At 73.1% G+C, this 18,927-nt stretch carries 20 protein-coding genes and 1 tRNA gene; 12 read left to right on the top strand and 9 right to left on the bottom strand.

The window, feature by feature from the left end; genetic code table 11:
• The first annotated feature begins 4 nt into the window (after positions 1-4).
• Positions 5-454: a hypothetical protein gene (locus tag D1J60_RS12960; RefSeq protein WP_125821204.1), complete on the top strand. Its 450-nt coding sequence runs from the start codon at positions 5-7 to the stop codon at positions 452-454.
• A gap of 85 nt (positions 455-539) precedes the next feature.
• Positions 540-1,379 carry a fused MFS/spermidine synthase gene (locus tag D1J60_RS12955; protein ID WP_241253551.1) on the top strand — a complete coding sequence of 280 codons (840 nt, stop codon included), beginning with the start codon at positions 540-542 and terminating at the stop codon, positions 1,377-1,379.
• 30 nt (positions 1,380-1,409) lie between these two features.
• Here the strand turns inward: D1J60_RS12955 and D1J60_RS12950 are convergent, their stop codons facing one another.
• On the bottom strand, positions 1,410-1,973 hold the full coding sequence (locus D1J60_RS12950) for a hypothetical protein (protein ID WP_125594146.1): 564 nt from the start codon (positions 1,971-1,973) through the stop codon (positions 1,410-1,412).
• A gap of 78 nt (positions 1,974-2,051) precedes the next feature.
• Here D1J60_RS12950 and D1J60_RS12945 point away from each other — a divergent pair, with 78 nt between their 5' ends.
• From D1J60_RS12945 to D1J60_RS12930, 4 genes are all read left to right on the top strand, one after another.
• Complete coding sequence (locus D1J60_RS12945; protein ID WP_185899126.1) at positions 2,052-2,741, top strand: response regulator transcription factor; 690 nt, start codon at positions 2,052-2,054, stop codon at positions 2,739-2,741.
• Entirely contained in the window at positions 2,738-4,105 is a 1,368-nt protein-coding gene (locus D1J60_RS12940) for a HAMP domain-containing sensor histidine kinase (RefSeq protein ID WP_125821202.1), read from the top strand. The genes D1J60_RS12945 and D1J60_RS12940 overlap by 4 nt, the downstream gene beginning before the upstream one ends.
• A 196-nt stretch (positions 4,106-4,301) precedes the next feature.
• Positions 4,302-4,979 (top strand): NAD(P)-binding domain-containing protein, encoded by a 678-nt coding sequence (locus D1J60_RS12935; protein WP_125821201.1) that lies wholly within the window; start codon positions 4,302-4,304, stop codon positions 4,977-4,979.
• 92 nt (positions 4,980-5,071) lie between these two features.
• Entirely contained in the window at positions 5,072-5,368 is a 297-nt protein-coding gene (locus tag D1J60_RS12930; RefSeq protein WP_125821200.1) for a DUF3303 family protein, read from the top strand.
• Here D1J60_RS12930 and D1J60_RS12925 read toward each other — a convergent pair.
• The 5 genes from D1J60_RS12925 to D1J60_RS12905 form a co-directional block, all read right to left on the bottom strand.
• Positions 5,316-6,587: an MFS transporter gene (locus D1J60_RS12925; protein ID WP_125821199.1), complete on the bottom strand. Its 1,272-nt coding sequence runs from the start codon at positions 6,585-6,587 to the stop codon at positions 5,316-5,318. The genes D1J60_RS12930 and D1J60_RS12925 overlap by 53 nt on opposite strands.
• A gap of 182 nt (positions 6,588-6,769) precedes the next feature.
• Positions 6,770-6,842: transfer RNA gene (locus D1J60_RS12920), tRNA-His, on the bottom strand.
• A 94-nt stretch (positions 6,843-6,936) separates the two neighbouring features.
• Entirely contained in the window at positions 6,937-7,539 is a 603-nt protein-coding gene (gene orn, locus D1J60_RS12915) for an oligoribonuclease (RefSeq protein WP_007264198.1), read from the bottom strand.
• A gap of 78 nt (positions 7,540-7,617) precedes the next feature.
• Positions 7,618-8,790, bottom strand: coding sequence for a helix-turn-helix domain-containing protein (locus D1J60_RS12910; protein ID WP_125594141.1), 1,173 nt, complete (start codon positions 8,788-8,790; stop codon positions 7,618-7,620).
• Between the two features lie 376 nt (positions 8,791-9,166).
• Complete coding sequence (locus D1J60_RS12905; RefSeq protein WP_125821198.1) at positions 9,167-9,553, bottom strand: hypothetical protein; 387 nt, start codon at positions 9,551-9,553, stop codon at positions 9,167-9,169.
• A 415-nt stretch (positions 9,554-9,968) separates the two neighbouring features.
• Here D1J60_RS12905 and D1J60_RS12900 point away from each other — a divergent pair, with 415 nt between their 5' ends.
• Positions 9,969-10,499 (top strand): universal stress protein, encoded by a 531-nt coding sequence (locus tag D1J60_RS12900; protein WP_007264195.1) that lies wholly within the window; start codon positions 9,969-9,971, stop codon positions 10,497-10,499.
• A gap of 99 nt (positions 10,500-10,598) precedes the next feature.
• Positions 10,599-11,165 (top strand): GPR1/FUN34/YaaH family transporter, encoded by a 567-nt coding sequence (locus D1J60_RS12895; protein ID WP_125821197.1) that lies wholly within the window; start codon positions 10,599-10,601, stop codon positions 11,163-11,165.
• A gap of 102 nt (positions 11,166-11,267) precedes the next feature.
• Here D1J60_RS12895 and glmS read toward each other — a convergent pair whose 3' ends face one another.
• From glmS to D1J60_RS12880, 3 genes are all read right to left on the bottom strand, one after another.
• The gene (glmS, locus tag D1J60_RS12890; protein ID WP_125594138.1) at positions 11,268-13,085 is read right to left on the bottom strand and encodes a glutamine--fructose-6-phosphate transaminase (isomerizing); all 1,818 of its coding nucleotides are present in this window, start codon (positions 13,083-13,085) and stop codon (positions 11,268-11,270) included.
• A gap of 78 nt (positions 13,086-13,163) precedes the next feature.
• Positions 13,164-13,439 carry a hypothetical protein gene (locus tag D1J60_RS12885; protein ID WP_007264192.1) on the bottom strand — a complete coding sequence of 92 codons (276 nt, stop codon included), beginning with the start codon at positions 13,437-13,439 and terminating at the stop codon, positions 13,164-13,166.
• A gap of 106 nt (positions 13,440-13,545) precedes the next feature.
• A complete protein-coding gene (locus tag D1J60_RS12880) occupies positions 13,546-14,430 on the bottom strand; it encodes a DUF4429 domain-containing protein (RefSeq protein WP_125821196.1) in 885 nt (294 codons plus the stop codon).
• Between the two features lie 63 nt (positions 14,431-14,493).
• Here D1J60_RS12880 and D1J60_RS12875 point away from each other — a divergent pair, with 63 nt between their 5' ends.
• The 4 genes from D1J60_RS12875 (at position 14,494) to D1J60_RS12860 (ending at position 18,911) form a co-directional block, all read left to right on the top strand.
• Positions 14,494-16,080 (top strand): beta-N-acetylhexosaminidase, encoded by a 1,587-nt coding sequence (locus D1J60_RS12875; RefSeq protein WP_125821195.1) that lies wholly within the window; start codon positions 14,494-14,496, stop codon positions 16,078-16,080.
• An 85-nt stretch (positions 16,081-16,165) separates the two neighbouring features.
• Positions 16,166-16,630: an SseB family protein gene (locus D1J60_RS12870; protein WP_241253240.1), complete on the top strand. Its 465-nt coding sequence runs from the start codon at positions 16,166-16,168 to the stop codon at positions 16,628-16,630.
• Entirely contained in the window at positions 16,627-17,268 is a 642-nt protein-coding gene (locus D1J60_RS12865; protein ID WP_125821194.1) for a hypothetical protein, read from the top strand. The genes D1J60_RS12870 and D1J60_RS12865 overlap by 4 nt, the downstream gene beginning before the upstream one ends.
• Complete coding sequence (locus D1J60_RS12860) at positions 17,268-18,911, top strand: putative T7SS-secreted protein (protein ID WP_125821193.1); 1,644 nt, start codon at positions 17,268-17,270, stop codon at positions 18,909-18,911. Before D1J60_RS12865 ends, D1J60_RS12860 begins: the two co-directional genes overlap by 1 nt.
• Positions 18,912-18,927 lie beyond the last annotated feature (16 nt).

The following is an 18,927-nucleotide window of genomic DNA, read 5'->3' as shown; positions in this document are numbered from 1 at the left end:
CGGCATGGACAGCATCGGAACGAACACCGCGCCCGAGCCCGGCGCGACCTCCCCGGCCCCGGCCCCGGCTCCGGGCCTGCGGGTCCCCCTCGAGGCCCCGGACCTGGTGACCGTGCCCGCCCGTCAGGGCCTGGAGGCGGTGGACATCATCCGGCGCGGCGCGGGCCTGGCCGCCCCCGGCGTCGGCCCGGTCCTGCACGACGGCTCCGGCGACACCCTCGCCTTCCTCGTCCCGCCCGGCACGGCCGACGCATGGGACCTGCCCGGCAGTGCCTGTACGCAGAGCAACGGGCGCGGCATGCGCTTCGGTGACCTCGCCGCCGCACCCACGGCGGGCGGTACGGGCTGGCTGCTGCCCCCCGACGCCGTGGGGCCGGTCACCGACCCCGAGGTGCTGCGCGCCGCGCTGGGCGAGGCGGCCCGGCTCATCGAGGCGGCCGACAACTGCCGGTGATGCCCTGGCCAGCGATAATGGGGGCGTGGCAGGCACAGGCAAGGGCAGCAGAGGCAAGGGCGGCAGGGGTAACAGGGGCGGCGCGATACCGGCCGCCGGACCGCTCTGCGGACAGGTGGGCGGCGGGCTGGCGGAGCTGGCACCGGACCGCGAGCGCTCCCGCGCCTGGACCCTGCTGATCGACGGCGCCCCGCAGTCCCACGTGGACCTGGACGACCCCGGCCACCTGGACTTCGCCTACCAGCGCCGGATCGGCCACCTGATCGACCTGATCGCGCCCGCCCGGCAGCCCCTGAACGTGGTGCACCTGGGCGGCGGCGCCTTCACCCTGGCCCGCTACACCGCCGTCGCGCGCCCCCGGTCCACGCAGCAGGTGGTGGAGGTGGACGGGGCCCTGGTGGCCTTCGTGCGGGAACACCTGCCGCTGGACCCGCAGGCGCGGATCCGCGTACGCGCCGTGGACGCGCGGGCGGGGCTCGCGAAGGTGCCGGACGGCTGGGCCGACCTGGTCATCGCGGACGTGTTCAGCGGGGCGCGCACCCCGGCCCACCTGACCAGCGGGGAGTTCCTGGACGAGGTGCGCCGGGCGCTGTCGCCCACCGGCTGGTACGTGGCCAACCTGGCGGACGGCCCGCCGCTGGCGCACCTGCGGGGCCAGGTCGCGACGGCCGCCTCCCGGTTCGCGGAGCTGGCGCTGGCGGCGGACCCCGTCGTCTGGCGGGGGAAACGTTTCGGCAATGCGGTCCTCGTGGCTTCCGACCGGGAGCTGCCCGTGGCCGAGTTCACCCGCCGCGTGGCGAGCGACCCGCACCCCGGCCGGGTCGAACACGGCCGCGCCCTGGCCGGCTTCACGGGCGGAGCCACCCCGGTGAGGGACGCCTCCGCGGTCCCCTCCCCCCAGCCCCCGCCCTCGGTCTTCCGCTGAGCGGCGGGCCGCGGGGAGCGCGCCCAGCCCCTACGGGTCGACGGTCTCCACCATCGGCGGATGGTCGTGCCAGGTGCAGAACACCGACACCTCGCGGCTGCCCTGGGTGAAGGTGACCCGGATCCAGAAGTCCTGCTTCCACACCTGCATCCGCCAGCCCGCCTCCGGTGTCGCCGAGACCAGCCCGGCCGAGGTGGCCCCGAGGTCGAAGACGACCCGGCCGCCCGACACCGAGTAGCTCTTCACCGTGCCGGACCCGCCGCCCTGACCGCCCTCCGGGTACGGGCGCTGGCCCGGCGCCGGCGCCTGCTTCGACCTCGCGGACGCCGAGGGCGCCGCCCCGGCCCGGTCCGGCGCGGACGCGGAGGCGGACGGGGACGCGGACGGTGAACCGGAAGGCGAGGGCGTCGGATCCGGCGCCCGGGTGGAGGAGGACGACGGCGTCGCGTCCGGCGCCCTGGCCGTCAGCGGCACCGCGCGCGGGGGATCGTAGGCCGTCCCGGACATGACCGTGTGCACACCCCACCACGACAGGGTCACGGCGGCCGCGGTCGCCAGCACCCAGGCCATGGCATGTACAGGTCCTCGTCGCATCAGGGCACATAGTGCACCACACGTCACAGACCCGTCCCGGCACCTCCCCGGGTCCCCCGGATGGACTACGGTGCGCCCATGGCTAGTGTGCTCGTGGTCGAGGACGACCAGTTCGTACGTTCCGCCCTCATCCGGCACCTGACCGAGGCCTCCCACACCGTGCGCAGCGTCGGCACGGCCCTGGAGGCCCTGCGCGAAGTCGCCCACAACCGCTTCGACGTGGTCATCCTCGACCTCGGACTGCCCGACCTCGACGGCTCCGAGGCCCTGAAGATGCTGCGCGGCATCACCGACGTACCGGTCATCATCGCCACCGCCCGCGACGACGAGGCCGAGATCGTCCGGCTCCTCAACGACGGCGCCGACGACTACCTGACCAAACCCTTCTCCGTCGAGCACCTCTCCGCCCGCATGGCCGCCGTTCTGCGCCGCGCCCGCGCCGCCGCGGGCGCCGAACCGCCCTCGCGCGTTCTGCGCGTCGGCGGCCTCGCCATCGACCCCCTGCGCCGCCAGGCCGAACTCGACGGCGCCGTACTCGACCTCACCCGGCGGGAGTTCGACCTGCTGGCCTTCCTCGCCGGCCGGCCCGGGGTGGTCGTGGCCCGGCGGGAGCTGCTCGCCGAGGTCTGGCAGCAGTCCTACGGCGACGACCAGACCATAGACGTGCACCTGTCCTGGCTCCGCCGCAAACTCGGCGAGACCGCCGCCCGGCCCCGCTACCTCCACACCCTGCGCGGGGTCGGGGTGAAGCTGGAGCCGCCGCTGTGAGATGGGCGCTGGTCAAGGTGTGCCTCGCGGTCACGACCATGGTGGTCCTGGCCTTCGCCGTGCCGCTGGCGATGGTGGTGCGGGAGATGGCCAGCGACCGGGCCTTCTCCAACGCCGAACGGCAGGCCGCCACCATGGGGCCGACCCTGTCCATCACCACCGACCCCGCACAGCTGCGCCGGGCCGTGGAGTCCACCGAGATGGGCGCCGCCGGACGGATGGCCGTGCACGTCCCCGCGATCGGCGGCGCCGCCCCCGTGGACATCGGCGACGGCCGCGCCGACGCGCAGGCGGTCGCCCAGACCCGCTCCCTGGGCCGGGCGACCACCGCCCGCGTCCCCGGCGGGGGATCGGCCCTGCTCCAGCCCATCGCCCTCGGCTCCGGGGACATCGCGGTCATCGAGATCTACGTGCCGGAGAGCGAGGTCAGCAACGGGGTCACCACCGCCTGGCTGATCCTCGGTGGCGTCGGACTCGCCCTCGTCATCGGCTCGGTGGCCGTCGCGGACCGGCTCGGCGCCCGCCTGGTGCGCCCCGCCGAACGGCTCGCGGACGCCGCGCACCAGCTGGGGGAGGGCAGGCTCGGGGCGCGGGTGCCCGAGGACGGCCCCAAGGAACTCCGCTCGGCGGCCCTCGCGTTCAACTCGATGGCGGACCAGGTCGTGGAACTCCTCGCCAACGAACGGGAGCTCGCCGCCGACCTCTCGCACCGGCTGCGCACCCCCCTGACCGTCCTGCGGCTCAACGCGGCCTCCCTGGGGGACGGCCCGGCCGCCGAGCACACCCGGGCGGCGGTGGAGCAGCTGGAGCGGGAGGTCGACACGATCATCCGCACCGCCCGCGAGCAGCGCCCGCCCGCCAGCACCGCCACCGCCGGCTGCGACGCCTCCGAGGTGATCCGCGACCGGATGGGCTTCTGGTCGGCGCTGGCGGAGGACGAGGGCCGCGAGGTCCGGCTCGCGGGCGTGGACCGCACGGTGCGGATCCCGGTGGCCCGGCCCGAGCTGGCGGCCGCGCTCGACGCCATGCTCGGCAACGTGTTCCGGCACACCCCGGAGGGCACGCCCTTCGCGGTGGACGTGCACGACGCCGGAGACGCCGTCATCGTCCTCGTCTCCGACGGCGGCCCCGGCATCGCCGACCCCGACGCCGCCCTGCGGCGCGGCAACGACGGCGCCCGCGACGGCTCGACGGGGCTGGGCCTGGACATCGTGCGCCGGGTGGCCGAGTCCACCGGCGGCGACGTGCGGCTCGGGCGCTCGGTGCTCGGCGGGACCGAGGTGCGGGTGTGGATCGCCCTGGACGGCCGGGCCCGGGGCGGCGAGGGCGGCCGCCGGGCCCGCCGCAAGCGCCGCGGCGCCTGACGCGCCCCACGCCGGCCCCGCACCACGGCGCGGACGACGACCTTCCGGAAATCGCCGGGATCTTGGACGCAGACGTTCCGCCGAGTCGTGGAATACCTTACGGATCGCGCCAGTTGGGGGCCGGTAAACACCCCCTCCCCGTAGCGGCCGCATCCCGCGCCGGCACGTGCAGAACCGAACCTGATGGGACATCCACATGCGCTACGCAGTTCTCGGCACCGGTGTCGTCGGCCGTACGGTGGCCGCCCGGCTGGCCTCCCTGGGCCACGAGGTGGTCATCGGCACCCGAGACCCGCGGTCCACCCTCGCCCGCGCCGAGTACGCCGCATGGCAGGCCGCCCACCCGGAGATCGGCCTCGCGGGCTTCGCGCCGGCCGCGCGGGACGGCGAGGTCCTGGTCAACGCCACGGGCGGCCGGGTCAGCGTCGACGCCCTGGGCGAGGCCGACGCGGCCGACCTGGACGGCAAGGTCCTCATCGACATCTCGAACCCGCTGGACTTCTCCAAGGGCTTCCCGCCCGTCCTGGACCCGGCCAACGACGACAGCCTCGGCGAGCTGATCCAGCGCACCTTCCCGCGGCTGCGCGTGGTCAAGACCCTCAACACCATGAACTGCCAGATCATGGTGGACCCGGCCCGGGTGCCGGGCGAGCACACCGTCTTCCTCTCCGGCGAGGACGCCGACGCCAAGAAGACCGTCCACGACCTGCTGGGCTCCTTCGGCTGGCCGGACCGCGCCATCCTCGACCTCGGCGGCATCGAGACCGCGCGCGGCACCGAGATGCTGCTGCCGGTGTGGCTGCGCGTCATGGGCGCCCTCGGGCACTCCGAGTTCAACTTCCACATCCAGGCGGCCGGCGGCCCCTCCGCCTGACCGCCGCCCCGCACCGCTCCGCCGGACGGGGGCGCAAATGTTGCCGCGCCCCCGTACCGCGCCGAGGGTGGCCGTGACGGAAGGAGCCACGCATGAGAGTCATGCTCAGGGCCCACATGGACACGGCCGCCACCAACGAGGGCATCACGACCGGAGGCCTGCCCCAGGCGATCAAGAGCCTGATGGACAGGGTCAAGCCCGAGGCGGCCTACTTCGGCCTCCACGAGGGCGTGCGCTCCTGCTGGATCGTCTTCGACCTCCAGGACAGCGGGCAGCTGCCCTCGCTGACCTGGGACCTGTTCCACGAGTTCAACGCCGAGATCGAGGTCGCCCCCGTCATGACCGGGGAAGACCTGGCGAAGGCACTGGGGGCGTTGCGTTCCTCGTGACGGCGGGCCCGAACCGGACCCGCCCCGCGGCCGCCGTCCCCAGCAGGGCCGACGCGGCCACCGCCCCGCACGACACCGCGAACGCGGCCCGGTACCCGTACGCGGCCGCCAGCGGCCCGGCCGCCGCCGCGGCGAGGGCCTGCCCGACGATCAGGCCGCTGCCCAGCACGGTCATGGCCTCGCCCATCCGCTCCGCCGGGCCGGTCCGCTCGGCCAGCCCGAACAGCGCGATCAGGTGCGGGGCCACGGCCAGCCCGATCCCGGCCACGGCCGCCGCCGCACCCCACAGCCCCGACACCGCGAGCAGCGGCAGCGTGAGCAGCGCCTGGATCCCGACCGTCCAGCGCAGCCGCACCGGCAGGTCCGCGCTCCCGGGCCGGGCCACGGTCACCAGGCCGGCGAGGGAGCTGGTCACCGCCATCCCGGCCCAGACCAGCCCGGCCGCGCCGCCCTCGCCCAGCGAGCCCGCCAGCGCGTTGACGCCCGTGTTGGCCCCGCCGAACGCGGCTCCCTGCAGCACGGCCATGGTGAACAGCAGGGCCAGCCCCGCAGACCACAGGCGTACGCCGGCCCGCGCGCCCCCCGCCGCGACCGGTCCGGGCGCGCTCGGGTGCAGGGCGAACAGCGTCCCCGACACCAGGATCAGGAGTGCCGCCAGCACCAGCGCCGAGGCCGGGTGCACGGTCACCGCGAGGATCCCGGCCAGCGCGGGCCCCACCACGAAGCCGATCTCGTCGAGGGTGGTGTCGAAGGACAGCGCGGAACCCAGCAGGGCCCGGTCCTCCCCGGCCAGCCGCGCCCAGCGGGCCCGCGCCAGCGGCCCCACCTGCGGGACGGTCAGCCCGGCCGCCACCGCCAGCCCCATCCGGGCGGCCAGCGGCAGCCCGGCCAGCACGGCCGCGACCAGGGCGCACAGCACGGCGGCGTTCGCGGCGCAGGCGACGAGCAGCACCGGGCGGTGGCCGCGCCGGTCGGCCAGCCTCCCGATGACCGGCCCGCCCAGGGCCTGGCCCAGCCAGAGCGCGGAGGCGACGGCGCCGGCGTCGCCGATGCCGTCGCGGTCGTTGATGAGCAGCAGCGTGCCGACGGGGCAGAGCGCGGCGGGCAGCCGGGCCAGGAACGCGTGCACGGGCAGGACGCGCCCGCCGAGGGCGAACACCCCGCGCAGCCCTGCGGGAGCGGCCCCGGCCTCGGGCCGGGACACGGTGGAACGGGACATGGGGCAGCCTCCAGCCGCACGCCGACCCTCCCGTTTCTCCGGCGCACACCGTTGCCCGTCGGCCGTGACGCTAGTCACGGAACGCCCCCTTCGGAAGGCCCCGGGCGGCCGGGGCACCGGAAGGGCACCGTGGGAACGCAGAAGGCCCCGGTCCGCTTTCGCGTACCGGGGCCTTCCCGCAGGGTGAGTGACGGGACTTGAACCCGCGGCCACCTGGACCACAACCAGGTGCTCTACCAACTGAGCTACACCCACCATGTCCGGTCGCAGAACGACCGGCCGAAGAAAAGGGTACAGGGTGTTGGAGGGTGCTCGCTCCACCTTTCCCCCGCGCCCCCCTCCGGAGGGCCTACTCGTCCGTGACGACGTGCTTGGCGGCGATGGTGCGGGCGGTGTCGGAGTCGGGTCCGGGCTGCGGCACGAAGACCGCCTCCCGGTAGTAGCGCAGCTCGGCGATGGACTCCTTGATGTCCGCGAGCGCCCGGTGGTTGCCGTTCTTCGGCGGGCTGTTGAAGTACGCCCGCGGGTACCAGCGGCGCGCCAGCTCCTTCACCGAGGACACGTCCACGATCCGGTAGTGCAGGTGGCTCTCCAGCGCGGGCATGTCGCGCGAGAGGAACCCGCGGTCGGTGCCGACCGAGTTCCCGCACAGCGGGGCCTTGCGCGGCTCCTTCACGTGTTCCCGCACGTACGCCAGGACCTGGGCCTCGGCGTCGGCGAGGGTCGTGCCGGCGGCCAGCTCGTCGAGCAGGCCGGAGGCGGTGTGCATCTCGCGCACCACGTCCGGCATGGTCTCCAGGGCCGCGTCCGGCGGGCGGATCACGATGTCCACGCCTTCGCCGAGCACGTTGAGCTCCGAGTCGGTGACCAGCGCGGCCACCTCGATAAGTGCGTCGTCCGTCAGCGAGAGCCCGGTCATCTCGCAGTCGATCCACACCATGCGATCGTTCATGCGCCCCACCTTATGCGGAAGGTCCCCCCACCGGTGCTCCACCGGTGGGGGGACCTCCCTCCGCTCGCGCGGGGACGGCTACGCGTGCTCGCGCAGCACCCTGCTCGGGGCGTACAGCTCGGTCACGCTCGGGCCGGAGGCGGCCAGGGCCGCCGCGGCCCGCTGGGGCTGCGGGGTGCGCTGGTGCGGCACGGGCGAGCCCTGCATCTCCGACACCGGCACGTCGGCCTGGGGACGGCGGGCGCGGTAGGCGGAGCGGTAGGCGGCCGGGGAGGAGCCCAGCTGCCGCCGGAAGTGGCCGCGCAGGGCGACCGGCGAGCGGAAGCCGCAGCGTCCGGCGACCTCGTCGACCGAGTAGTCGGAGGTCTCCAGGAGCCGCTGTGCCTGGAGCACCCGCTGGGTGATCAGCCACTGGAGCGGCGCGCTGCCGGTGAGCGAGCGGAACCTCCGGTCGAAGGTGCGCCTGCTCATGTAGGCGCGGGCGGCCAGCGTCTCCACGTCGAACTGCTCGTGGAGGTGCTCAAGCGCCCAGGCGACGACCTCGGCGAGCGGGTCGGCGCCGATCTCCTCGGGGAGCGACCGGTCGAGGTAGCGCTCCTGGCCGCCGGTGCGGCGCGGCGGGACGACGAGCCTGCGGGCCAGGGCCCCGGCCGCCTCGCTGCCGTGGTCGGTGCGCACGATGTGCAGGCACAGGTCGATTCCGGCCGCGGTGCCCGCGGACGTCAGCACGTCGCCGTCGTCGACGAACAGCTCGCGCGGGTCGACGTGGACGGACGGGTAGCGCTTGGCCAGCGTCGGCGCGTACATCCAGTGCGTCGTCGCGGGCCGGCCGTCGAGCAGCCCGGCGGCGGCGAGCACGAAGGCTCCCGTGCACAGGCCGACGATCCGGGCGCCTTCCTCGTGCGCCAGCCGCAGCGCGTCGAGCGCTTCCGGCGGGGGCGGCGAGGTGATGGAGCGCCAGGCCGGGACGACGACCGTGCCTGCCCGGGCGATCGCCTCCAACCCGTACGGCGCGGTCAGTTCGAGTCCGCCGGTGGTCCGCAGCGGACCGTCCTCCCCGGCGCACACGAGCAGTCGGTAGCGTGGAACTCCCGCGTCCTGCCGGTCGATCCCGAACACGGACAGCGGAATGGAACTCTCGAAGATCGGCCCGCCGCTGAACAGCAGCACGGCGACGATCTCCCTGCGACGACGCCCCGCGAGCTTCCGGCCCGCGTCTGCGACGACAGCGGCGGTGGAATCCTGGCTCATGGCGCTAAGCCCCCCTTGGGTGTCGCGACTCCTTGGTCTGGTCGCACCTGCACGTTTCCCCTCGGCCTTGCACGTGGATCCCCCGCCGTAAATACATGATCGAATCTACTGCGTCCCGTGGTGTCGGCGTGACAAGTTCAGCACGCAGCGCTATGTCGACTTGGCAACTTGGCGAAAAGCATTCGATCAGGAAGCGTTCCACTCCGCTACCCGACGGGGAAGCCCGCGATCCGGCCGTGGCCAGTACTCATGGGGTCGAATCGTCCCCTGTCGCCCGTAGTCGCTGATGGTAGGGGGGTTGGGGGGACATTCCGGCAAGGGAAGCACAGGGTCCGGAAGTTGGCTGAAAACAACCGGGTGTGTACGTGCGAATCGGTCAGTCGTGAGGGGACGTCCCTGCGGAACCGTGGCAGCCGCGGTGCGAACCGGCCCCGGTGCGCGAGTGCCGGCCGCGGTGCCCGGACGGAAGCGGATCCTCCGACAGGACGCGGGCCGCGGCCCGCTCCGTCTTCTCCGAGTACCGCAGCAGCACCCGGCAGGCGGCCGTGACGGCGGCCAGCCCCAGGGTCGCCACGGCGGCCCCGCCGTACGAGGTCCCGTAGACCACCAGGACGACCGGCACGAGCAGGCAGCTGAAGGCCGCCCAGCGCACCACGTCACCCGCCGGGTCCTCGTGTACCCGTCCGGCGGACTGCACGGACGGGTGAAGCGGAGCGCGCGCCGAGGGCGGCGCGGAGCGGGCGGACCGGGCGGACCGCGTCATCGGAGCGGGCTGGACGGGCGGGACGGGGTGAACCGGATGGCCGGGCACGGCGTACTCCCTGCGGGCTCTTCCTGGACGGTCGGACTCCTGTCCAACGTCCCGGTGCGGCCCTCGGTCACTGCGCGCACGGGTGGCGCGCGGGTCTCTGGTCACTGCCTGTAGGGGACAGCTGCCATTGCCAAGGCGCCCGCGCTCCGGCATGCTCCCTGGGACGCTCTCCAAGGGCGGCATGCCCTGTGCAGGACAGGAGTGTCGCCGTACCCTGGTGGGTAAGGGCTTGGAAAGATGCTTCCAGGACAGAGCATGGTCACGCTGCGTCGCCGAAAACGCTCGTGGCACGGGCCCCGTCGTCAGAAGATCCGAGTCGCCGAAACCGTCCCTGTCGCTTCCCCCGAGGACTCCTCCCCGAGACACCATGGCCGGTCACGAATTCCCCGAACCCGCGGACCGCAAGCGCAAGCACCTCGCCGATTCCGTATCGAGCGACCTGCGCGCGGTGGAACAGACGCGCCACCCCTGCGACCCGGCCTTCCGTCACGGCGTGGTGGTTGGCTTCGACGGCTCCACGTCCAGTGAACGCGCCCTGGCGTACGCGATCGGCATGGCCCGGCGCTCCGGTTCCGGTCTGATCATCGTGCACGTCGCGAACCGGCTGCCCACCACGGTGTGGGCCGGCTGCGAGCCGCCCGTCTTCGTGGACGTCCCCGACCACCGCACCGAGGTGCTGGGCCTGGAGCTGGCCTGCGCGGACTACCTGTCCGAGGTGCCGTGGATCCTCGTCGAGCGCGGCGGCGACATCTGCCACGAGCTGGAGGAGGTCGGCCGGGAGTACTCGGCGGACGCCATCGTGGTGGGCTCCACCCACGGGATCGTCGGCCGGATCTTCGGCTCGGTCGCGGGGCGGCTGGCGAAGCGGGCACAGCGACCCGTTGTTGTCATTCCGTAACCCGCTGTATGTCGATTGTGCGGTTGTGAACCCTCTTGTAAAGGGTAGATAAATGCTGCTGGGACGCAGCAAACAACTGCAGATCGAAGGGAGCCCGCCGTGGACAATGGTGTCTCTGCGGGAAGCAAGGCCTCGACTTCGACCCTGGGGAACATCGCCCTGGGTCTCACCCTTCTCGCGTTCGGTATCGGCCACACGGGTGTCCTCTCGGGTGTGACCGCCGCCAACTCCGTCTCGCTCGCCATGTACGTCGGCGGGGCGGCCCTCTTCCTCCTCGGCCTCCTGGAGTACCGCGGCGGCAACGGGTTCAACGGCACCGCCTTCGCGGGCCTCGGCATCTTCTGGTTCACCTGGGCCAAGGGCGCGGGAGCCTCGGTCTCCGACGAGGCGGCCGGAACGTTTCTCGTCCTCTTCGCGATGCTCGCGCTGACCCTGACGCTCGCCGCGTCGAGCGGGCTGTTCGGCCAGGGCGTCTACGGCCTGCTGACCCTCTCCCTCCTCCTGCTGGCCATAGCCGCCTTCGCGGACACCGCCGCCCTGGCCAAGGCGGGCGGCTGGGTCGCGGCCGTGTCCGGGCTGCTGGCCTGGTACGGGGCCACGGCCGCGCTGGCCAACTGGCCGATGGCGCTGGGCAGGACCTCCGGACGGGCGGTCGCCGCGGGCTGACGGGCCCGGACCGCGGGTAGCGCGAAGGGGTGCCACCGGAGTTCCGGTGGCACCCCTTCCGCGTGCCGTGCCCGCGCCCGCTTCCGCGTGCGCGCGCCGTGACTACTCGACGGTGACGGACTTCGCCAGGTTGCGCGGCTTGTCGATGTCCCGGCCCAGGGCCAGGGCCGTGTGGTACGCCAGCAGCTGGAGCGGGATGCCCATCAGGATCGGGTCCAGCTCGTCCTCGTTCTTGGGCACGAGGATGGTGTGGTCGGCCTTCTCCTGCTCGCGGTGCGCGACGGCCAGGATGCGGCCGCTGCGGGCCTTGATCTCCTCCAGCGCCGCGCGGTTCTTCTCCAGCAGGTCGTCGTCCGGGACGATCGCGACCGTCGGCATGGCCGGCTCGATGAGGGCGAGCGGGCCGTGCTTCAGCTCGGAGGCCGGGTAGGCCTCGGCGTGGATGTAGGAGATCTCCTTCAGCTTGAGGGAGGCCTCCAGGGCGACCGGGTAGCCCCGGACGCGGCCGATGAACATCATCGACTTGGCGTCGGCGTACTCGGCGGCGAGGCGCTTGATGTCCTCCTCGCCCTTCAGGATCTCCTCGATCTGCGCGGGCAGCTTGCGCAGGCCCTCGATGATCCGCTTGCCGTCGGTGACCGACAGGTCCCGGATCCGGCCGAGGTGCACGGCGAGCAGTGCGAAGGCCACCACCGTGTTGGTGAAGCACTTGGTGGAGACGACGCAGACCTCGGGCCCGGCGTGCACGTACACGCCGCCGTCCGCCTCGCGGGCGATGGCGGAGCCGACCACGTTGACCACGCCGAGGACGCGGGCGCCCTTGCGCTTGAGCTCCTGGACGGCCGCGAGCACGTCGTACGTCTCACCCGACTGGGAGACGGCGATGTACAGGGTGTCGGGGTCCACGACCGGGTTGCGGTAGCGGAACTCGGAGGCCGGCTCGGCGTCGGCGGGGATGCGGGCCATGCTCTCGATCAGCCCGGCGCCGATCAGACCGGCGTGGTACGAGGTGCCGCAGCCCAGGATCTTGACCCGGCGGATGCCGCGCGCCTCGCGCGGGTCCAGGTTCAGGCCGCCCAGGTGGACGGTGTTGAAGCGGTCGTCGATCCGGCCGCGCAGCACGCGGTCGACCGCGTCGGGCTGCTCGGAGATCTCCTTGTGCATGTAGGTGTCGTGGCCGCCCATGTCGTAGGAGGCGGCCTCCCACTCCACGGTCTCCGGGGTGGCGGTGGTCGTCGTACCGCTGGTGGTGTAGGTGCGGAAGTCGTCGGCCTTGAGGGTCGCCATCTCGCCGTCGTTGAGGGTCACGACCTGGCGGGTGTGCGCGATCAGGGCGGCCACGTCGGAGGCGACGAGCATCTCCTTCTCGCCGATGCCGAGGATGACCGGGGAGCCGTTGCGGGCGACGACGATGCGGTCGGCGAAGTCGGCGTGCATGACGGCGATGCCGTAGGTGCCCTCGATGACCTTGAGCGCCTCGCGGACCTTCTCCTCCAGGCTGTCGGCCTGGGAGCGGGCGATCAGGTGGGTGATCACCTCGGTGTCGGTCTCGGACGCGAAGACGACGCCCTCGGCCTCCAGCTTGGCGCGCAGCTCGGCGGCGTTGTCGACGATGCCGTTGTGGACGACGGCGACCTTGTTCTCGGGGTCCAGGTGCGGGTGCGAGTTGGTGTCGCTCGGGGCGCCGTGGGTGGCCCAGCGGGTGTGGGCGATGCCGGTGGTGCCGGCGAAGCGCTTGGGGACGCGGGCTTCCAGGTCGCGGACGCGGCCCTTCGCCTTGACCATCTTCAGCGCGGCGGCCTTCGGGCTGTTGACGACGATGCCGGCGGAGTCGTATCCGCGGTACTCCAGTCGTGCCAGGCCTTCGAGCAGCAGCGGCGCCACGTCACGCTTGCCGATGTAACCGACGATTCCGCACATACGGTGTTGCCCCTCCTGAGGTTCGGTGGTCGTGCTCTTCCCCGCGCGGCCGGCCCGGGCCCGCCGCGCCGGCCCCGGTCAGCCGTAGACGATGCGGCGCAGCTGCCGGAGCGAGAGCTCCGGTGGCGCCACGGCGCGGTGCGGCAGTTCGGCCGCGATCCGCTCGAAGATCTCGGCGTTGACCGCGCCGCCCGACTGCAGCTCGCGGTGGCGGCGGCGGACGAACTCCTCCGTCGTCTCGTTGAAGTAGGCGAGCACGTCCAGCACCACCCGGGCGGCTTCCCCGCGCTGCAGCGCGGTGCTGCGCACCAGGTGGTCGACGAGGTCGTCATGCGACGGGCGGCGGTCGAGCACCAGTAGATATTGACTGTCCAAGGAGTGAAACGCAAAGATCCTGCCCGATATCGGGCAGGATCTCGCTGGTCTGGACCAGGGAATAGGAGATTCCGGTACTCCGTGGTCAGAAACGACCCAAAATCGCCGCCTTCGCCGCCGAGAACTCATCTGCGGTGAGGATCCCCGACTGGTGCAGCTCGCCCACCTCGCGCAGCCGCCGCAGCAGGGTGTCGTGGTCCGCGGGCTCGCCCGCCAGCGCCGGGGCCGCGTCCGCGAGGGGCAGGGGCCGCGCCGGCTCGGGCGCGGGAGCCGCCGGATGGGGCATCCGCACCGCCACGGCCGCCGCGACCAGCGCCATCAGCGGGTCCTTCTTGAAGCCGAAGAGCTCCACCGCGCAGCGGTCGTACTTGGGTGCGGGGGCCTTCGTCGCCCCCTCCAGGGTGAACCGCAGCCATCCGTGGTCCAGGCCCTTCGAAGGGGACCAGTCCACCGCCCGCACGTCCGCGACCCGGAACTCGCACGGGCCGCCCGAGCGCTTGGCCTCCTCGGTGGTCCAGTTCCAGTCCAGCACCACCCGGTCGCCGTCGAAGGAGACCGTGGCGTCGCCCGCCCCGAACGACAGCGGCAACGGCGGCCCCGGCATCAGGTACGCGTCGCACGGCCCCGGATCCACCTCGTCCAGCAGCAGGGCGTTCCGTACCTCGTCCACGAAGTACTCCGCGACGCCGCTGCGGTCCGACTCCACCGACAGCCGGTACGGGTCCGAGGCCTCCGGCAGCCGCCCGCCCGTCACCTGCACCAGCGGGTCCGCCCCGTCCCGCAGCCGCAGCCGCAGCCGGCCCGCCTTGCGCCCCGGCTCGTAACTGATCCCCCCTATCGCGCGCAGCGGCACGACCACCTCGCCCAGGTGCTGCCGCAGCAGCCCCACCCCCTTGTCGCGGCCCGGCACGATGCGCACCGCGTCCCCGTCGAAGGTCCACGTACCGTCCTTCTGGATGATTTCCGCCATCCGATGATTCTCCCACCGCCAAGTGCCGCCCGAGGGCGGGCCGTTTGGCCTATACCTGGGCGGATGAGAGCCCCGCGCCGCACGCTCGCCGCCCTCCTCGCCCTGGCCGCCGCCGTCTCCTGCACGGCGGCCCACGGCGACGACGCCGGGCACCCGCACGCCTCCGCCGTCCTCACCCCCTACGAACGGCTCCTGCCGGCGCCGGTCTCCGCGCGGGCCTCGGGCGGTGCCGGGTACGCCTTCGGCCCGGGCACGGTGATCCGTACCGGGCCGGGCTCGGGGGAGGAGGTCCGGCGGGTCGGCGAACTCCTCGCGGAGCAGCTGCGCGGGCCGAGCGGACTGCCGCTGCCGGTGGCCGGCGGGGAGGAGGGGGACGGGGACGGGATCCGGCTGCGGCTGGACCCCGGGGCCCGGGAGCTGGGCGCGGAGGGCTACCGGCTGCGGACCACCGCCTCCGGGGTCACCGTGACCGCGCACGCCCCGGCGGGCCTCTTCCGCGGCGGGCAGACGCTGCGGCAGCTGCTGCCGGTGCGGGGCGCGGGCGAGGTCCCGGGGGGCGAGGTCACGGACACCCCCCGCTTCGCGTACCGCGGGGCCATGGTCGACGTCGCGCGCCACCACTTCCCCGTCGAACAGGTCAAGCGGTACGTCGACCAGGTGGCCCAGTACAAGATCAACACCCTGCACGTGCACCTCACCGACGACCAGGGCTGGCGCATCGCCGTCGACTCCTGGCCGCGCCTGGCGGCGTACGGCGGCGCGAGCGAGGTCGGCGGCGGGCCCGGCGGCCACTGGACCAAGGACGAGTACCGGGACCTGGTCGCCTACGCGGCCCGCCGCTACGTCGACGTGGTCCCGGAGATCGACATGCCCGGCCACGTCAACGCCGCCCTCGCCTCCTACGCGGAGCTGAACTGCGACGGCAGGGCCCCCGAGCGCTACACCGGGGTCAAGGTCGGCTTCAGCTCCCTCTGTGTCGGCAAGGAGCGCACGTACGAGTTCATCGACGACGTCCTCGGCGAACTGGCCGCCCTCACCCCCGGCCGCTACCTCCACATCGGCGGCGACGAGGCCCACTCCACCCCGGCGGCGGACTACGCGGCCTTCATGGACCGCGCCCAGGCGGTGGTGGCGAGGCACGGCAAGACGGTGGTGGCCTGGCACCAGCTCGCGAACGCCCGCCCGGCGCCGGGCGCGGTCCTCCAGTACTGGGGCACCGACAAGACAGCGGCGGCGGAGAAGTCGGCGGTGGCGGCGGCCGCCCGCGCGGGCCACCCCCTGATCCTCTCGCCGGCGGACCGCGCCTACCTGGACATGAAGTACGACAAGGAGACGAAGCCGGGCCTGGCCTGGGCCGGCTACGTCCCGGTGCAGCGCTCCTACTCCTGGAACCCGGGCACCCACCTCCCCGACGTCCCCGAATCCGCGGTCCTCGGCGTGGAAGCCCCCCTCTGGACGGAGACCATCGCCGGCCGCGCCGACTGGGAACTGATGGCCTTCCCCCGCCTCCTGGGCCTCGCGGAACTCGGCTGGTCCCCGGCGGCGGCCCTCTCCTGGCCCGCCTACCGCGACCGCCTGGCGGCCCAGGGCCCCCGCCTGGCCGCGCAGGGGACGGCGTACTACCGGGCACCGGAGGTGCCCTGGGAGTAGCCGCCGACGGCGTGGCTGTCGCCGGTCCGTGCCACGATCTGCGGAGGCGGGGGTCGGTCGGCGGGAGCCAAGGGGGCATTTTCGGATGGGATTTGACGAGGAGTGGGCTCAGCTGCGGGCGGCCGCGGCCGCGCGGCTGACCGCAGGGCCCGGTGTGACGCCGGGCCGGGTCGCGGCAGTGGCGGATCCGCTCGGTGAGGCGCGGGAGGCGGCCGGGGCGCGGCTGGCCGCGTTCCGGAGGCAGCTGGTGCTGGTACCGCTGGACACGCTGGGCGGGTTGTGGACCGCTCGGCTCGGCGGGCTGGACTGGATCTGCGCCTTCTCGGGAGAGGAAACGTTTGCCCGGTTCGCCGAGGCGCGGGGCGAAGCCGGGTCTGAGTGGGCGTTCCGGCGGGTGGCCGGTGCCCGGCTGCTGGACGAGGTGATCCCGGAGTTGGACTTCCCCTGCGGGGTGGCTCTGGACGCCGCCGGTCCCGACGGCGCGGTGTTCCCGCCGGTGCGCGGGATCGTGCCGGGTGCGGCGGCGCTGGACGGGGAGGTGGCGGCGTGAGCGGGGAGGGTTCCGACCTGGACGTGTCGAAGCAGGCACTCGGTCAGATCGCCGACGGGATCACGAAGACGCTGGCCGAGCTGAAGGAGCTCGGGATGGTGGGCACGGCCAGCATGGGCCGGGGCTTCTCGGACCTGTCGCTGTCCGGGCTGGAGACCGGCCACGACGGCCTGACCTCCTCCTTCAACGCGTTCTGCGAGCGCTGGGAGTGGGGCGTGCGTTCCCTGGTCCAGCAGGGCAACGACTTCGCCGCCAACGTGGGCCTGTCGGCCGGCCTGGTGCACGAACAGGACCAGTACATCCAGGGCGGCTTCAAGGTGCTGGTCAACTCGGCCCTGGGCAACCCGTACGCCTCCGAGGGCGACATCACGGGGAAGGACTGGGGCGAGGTCCTCGCCGACAACCCGTACACGCAGGTCAGGGACGCGGACTACAGCGCGGAGTCCTTCCAGCGGGCCGACCGGAACAGCACGGAGGCCTGGAAGGGCGCGGTACGGGACGTGAACAGCTCCGACACCCTCCTCCACAACCAGTTGCTGGACGCCACCGGTCTGCGGGACGACATGGACAGGGCCGTGGAGGGCTGGGTCGGGCCCGCACCGGAGGCCGGCAAGGGCGGCAAGGGCGGTGAGCACTGATGCCGGACTGGGGAGGTCTGGTCGACCGGGGGCTGGAGAAGCTGGAGGACGGCTGGGACGCCACCAAGAAGGCGGTCGGCGAGGGCGTGAGCGGCGCCGCCCACGGCGTCGGCGACGTCCTGGACCAGGTGGGCGCGCACGGCTGGGCGGACAAGGTCGACGACTGGGGCGACGGCGTCGCCTCGAACCTCGGCGCCTCCGTGGGCGAACAGCAGCTCGGCCAGACCGAGCAGGCCGACGAACTCGTCCACGGCAAGCCGACGGCGATCCGCGAGGCGGCCGCCCACCTCGCCGACTTCCACTCCGCCTTCGACAAGGTCGGCCAGGGCATGAAGGCCCTGGAAACCGGCAACTGGAAGGGCGCGGCCGCCGAGGCGTTCCGCGAGAAGTTCGCGATGCACCCCACGGACTGGTTCCACGCGTCGGACGCCTGCCAGGACGGCGCCAATGCCCTCAAGCACTACGCGGACACCGTGGAATGGGCCCAGAAGCAGGCCGCCCAGGCCGTCGACCTCTACCGGCAGGGCGTGAAGGCCACGAAGGAGGCGGCCGACGCCTACCGGGCCAGGGCCGACGCGTACGAGGCCGCGGCCAAGGCCGGCCGAGACCCGGGCCCCTGCCCCGCACCGGGCGCCGACCCGGGCGAGGCGGCGCGGGGGCGCGCGCAGGAGATCCTCACGGAGGCCCGCCGCCAGCGCGACGAGGCCGCCCGAACGGCCCAGCGGGCCGTGGAGGCGGCTACGGAGAAGGCCCCGGCCATGCCGTCGGCGTCCGAGCGCGCCTGGGGCAGCTTCGTCGACCACGAGGCCGGCCAGGCGCTGGAGCTGAACCACTTCGTCGGCGGCGTGCTCAAGGGCACGGCGGCCACCGTCGACTTCGCCCGCGGCCTGAACCCGTACGACCCGTACAACCTCACCCACCCGGCCGAGTACTCCCAGCACGTCAACATGACCCTGGCGGGCCTCGTCTCCACGGCCGCCCACCCGGAACGCATCCCGAGCGCCCTCCTCGACCCCCTCAAGGACGACCCCAGCGAGGGCCTCGGCCGCCTGGTACCGGAGCTGCTGGGCACGAAGGGGATGGGCGGCGCCAAGACGGGCGCGCGGGTCGCGGAGGCGGCGGCGGAGGCGGCGGCGAACCCGTCGAAGTGGTCGCACCTGGCGCGGCCCGCGAAGGGGGTGACGAAGCGCGATGCGATCCATGCGGACTCGGTCGACATCGAGGACGCTCAGAAGTTCCTCGACGAGGAGTTCCCGTGGATGAGGGATCTGAACCACAAGCAACAGCCGGGCTATCAGTACAACTGCACGCACAACGTGGTGACGGTCGACAGGCGGCTGGACGGTGTGGAGGTTTCGGCGGCGCCGAGGGTGACCGGGGGTGACATACCGTTCAAGGAGCTCGGGGTGGAGCCGAGTGCGACGAAAGTCGTCCAGAGCTACGACGACATCATCAAGGACTTGGAGAAGCGGGGTGAGGGCTCACGCAGTGTGGTCGCCATCTCCCGTCACGGAGGCATGGGGCACGTCTTCAACGCCGTGAACACTCCGCACGGCGTCGTCTTCCTGGACGGGCAAACCGGAACCCTGGCCAAGCTGGAGACCGCGAATATCAGCGAGATCGCCCATGTCCCCTACAAATAGCTACGTCAGGATTCAG

Source organism: Streptomyces sp. W1SF4 (assembly GCF_003950035.1).
Lineage (GTDB): Bacteria > Actinomycetota > Actinomycetes > Streptomycetales > Streptomycetaceae > Streptomyces > Streptomyces racemochromogenes.
Note: the sequence above shows the minus strand (reverse complement) of the source record. Positions and strands in the feature narration are given on the sequence as shown.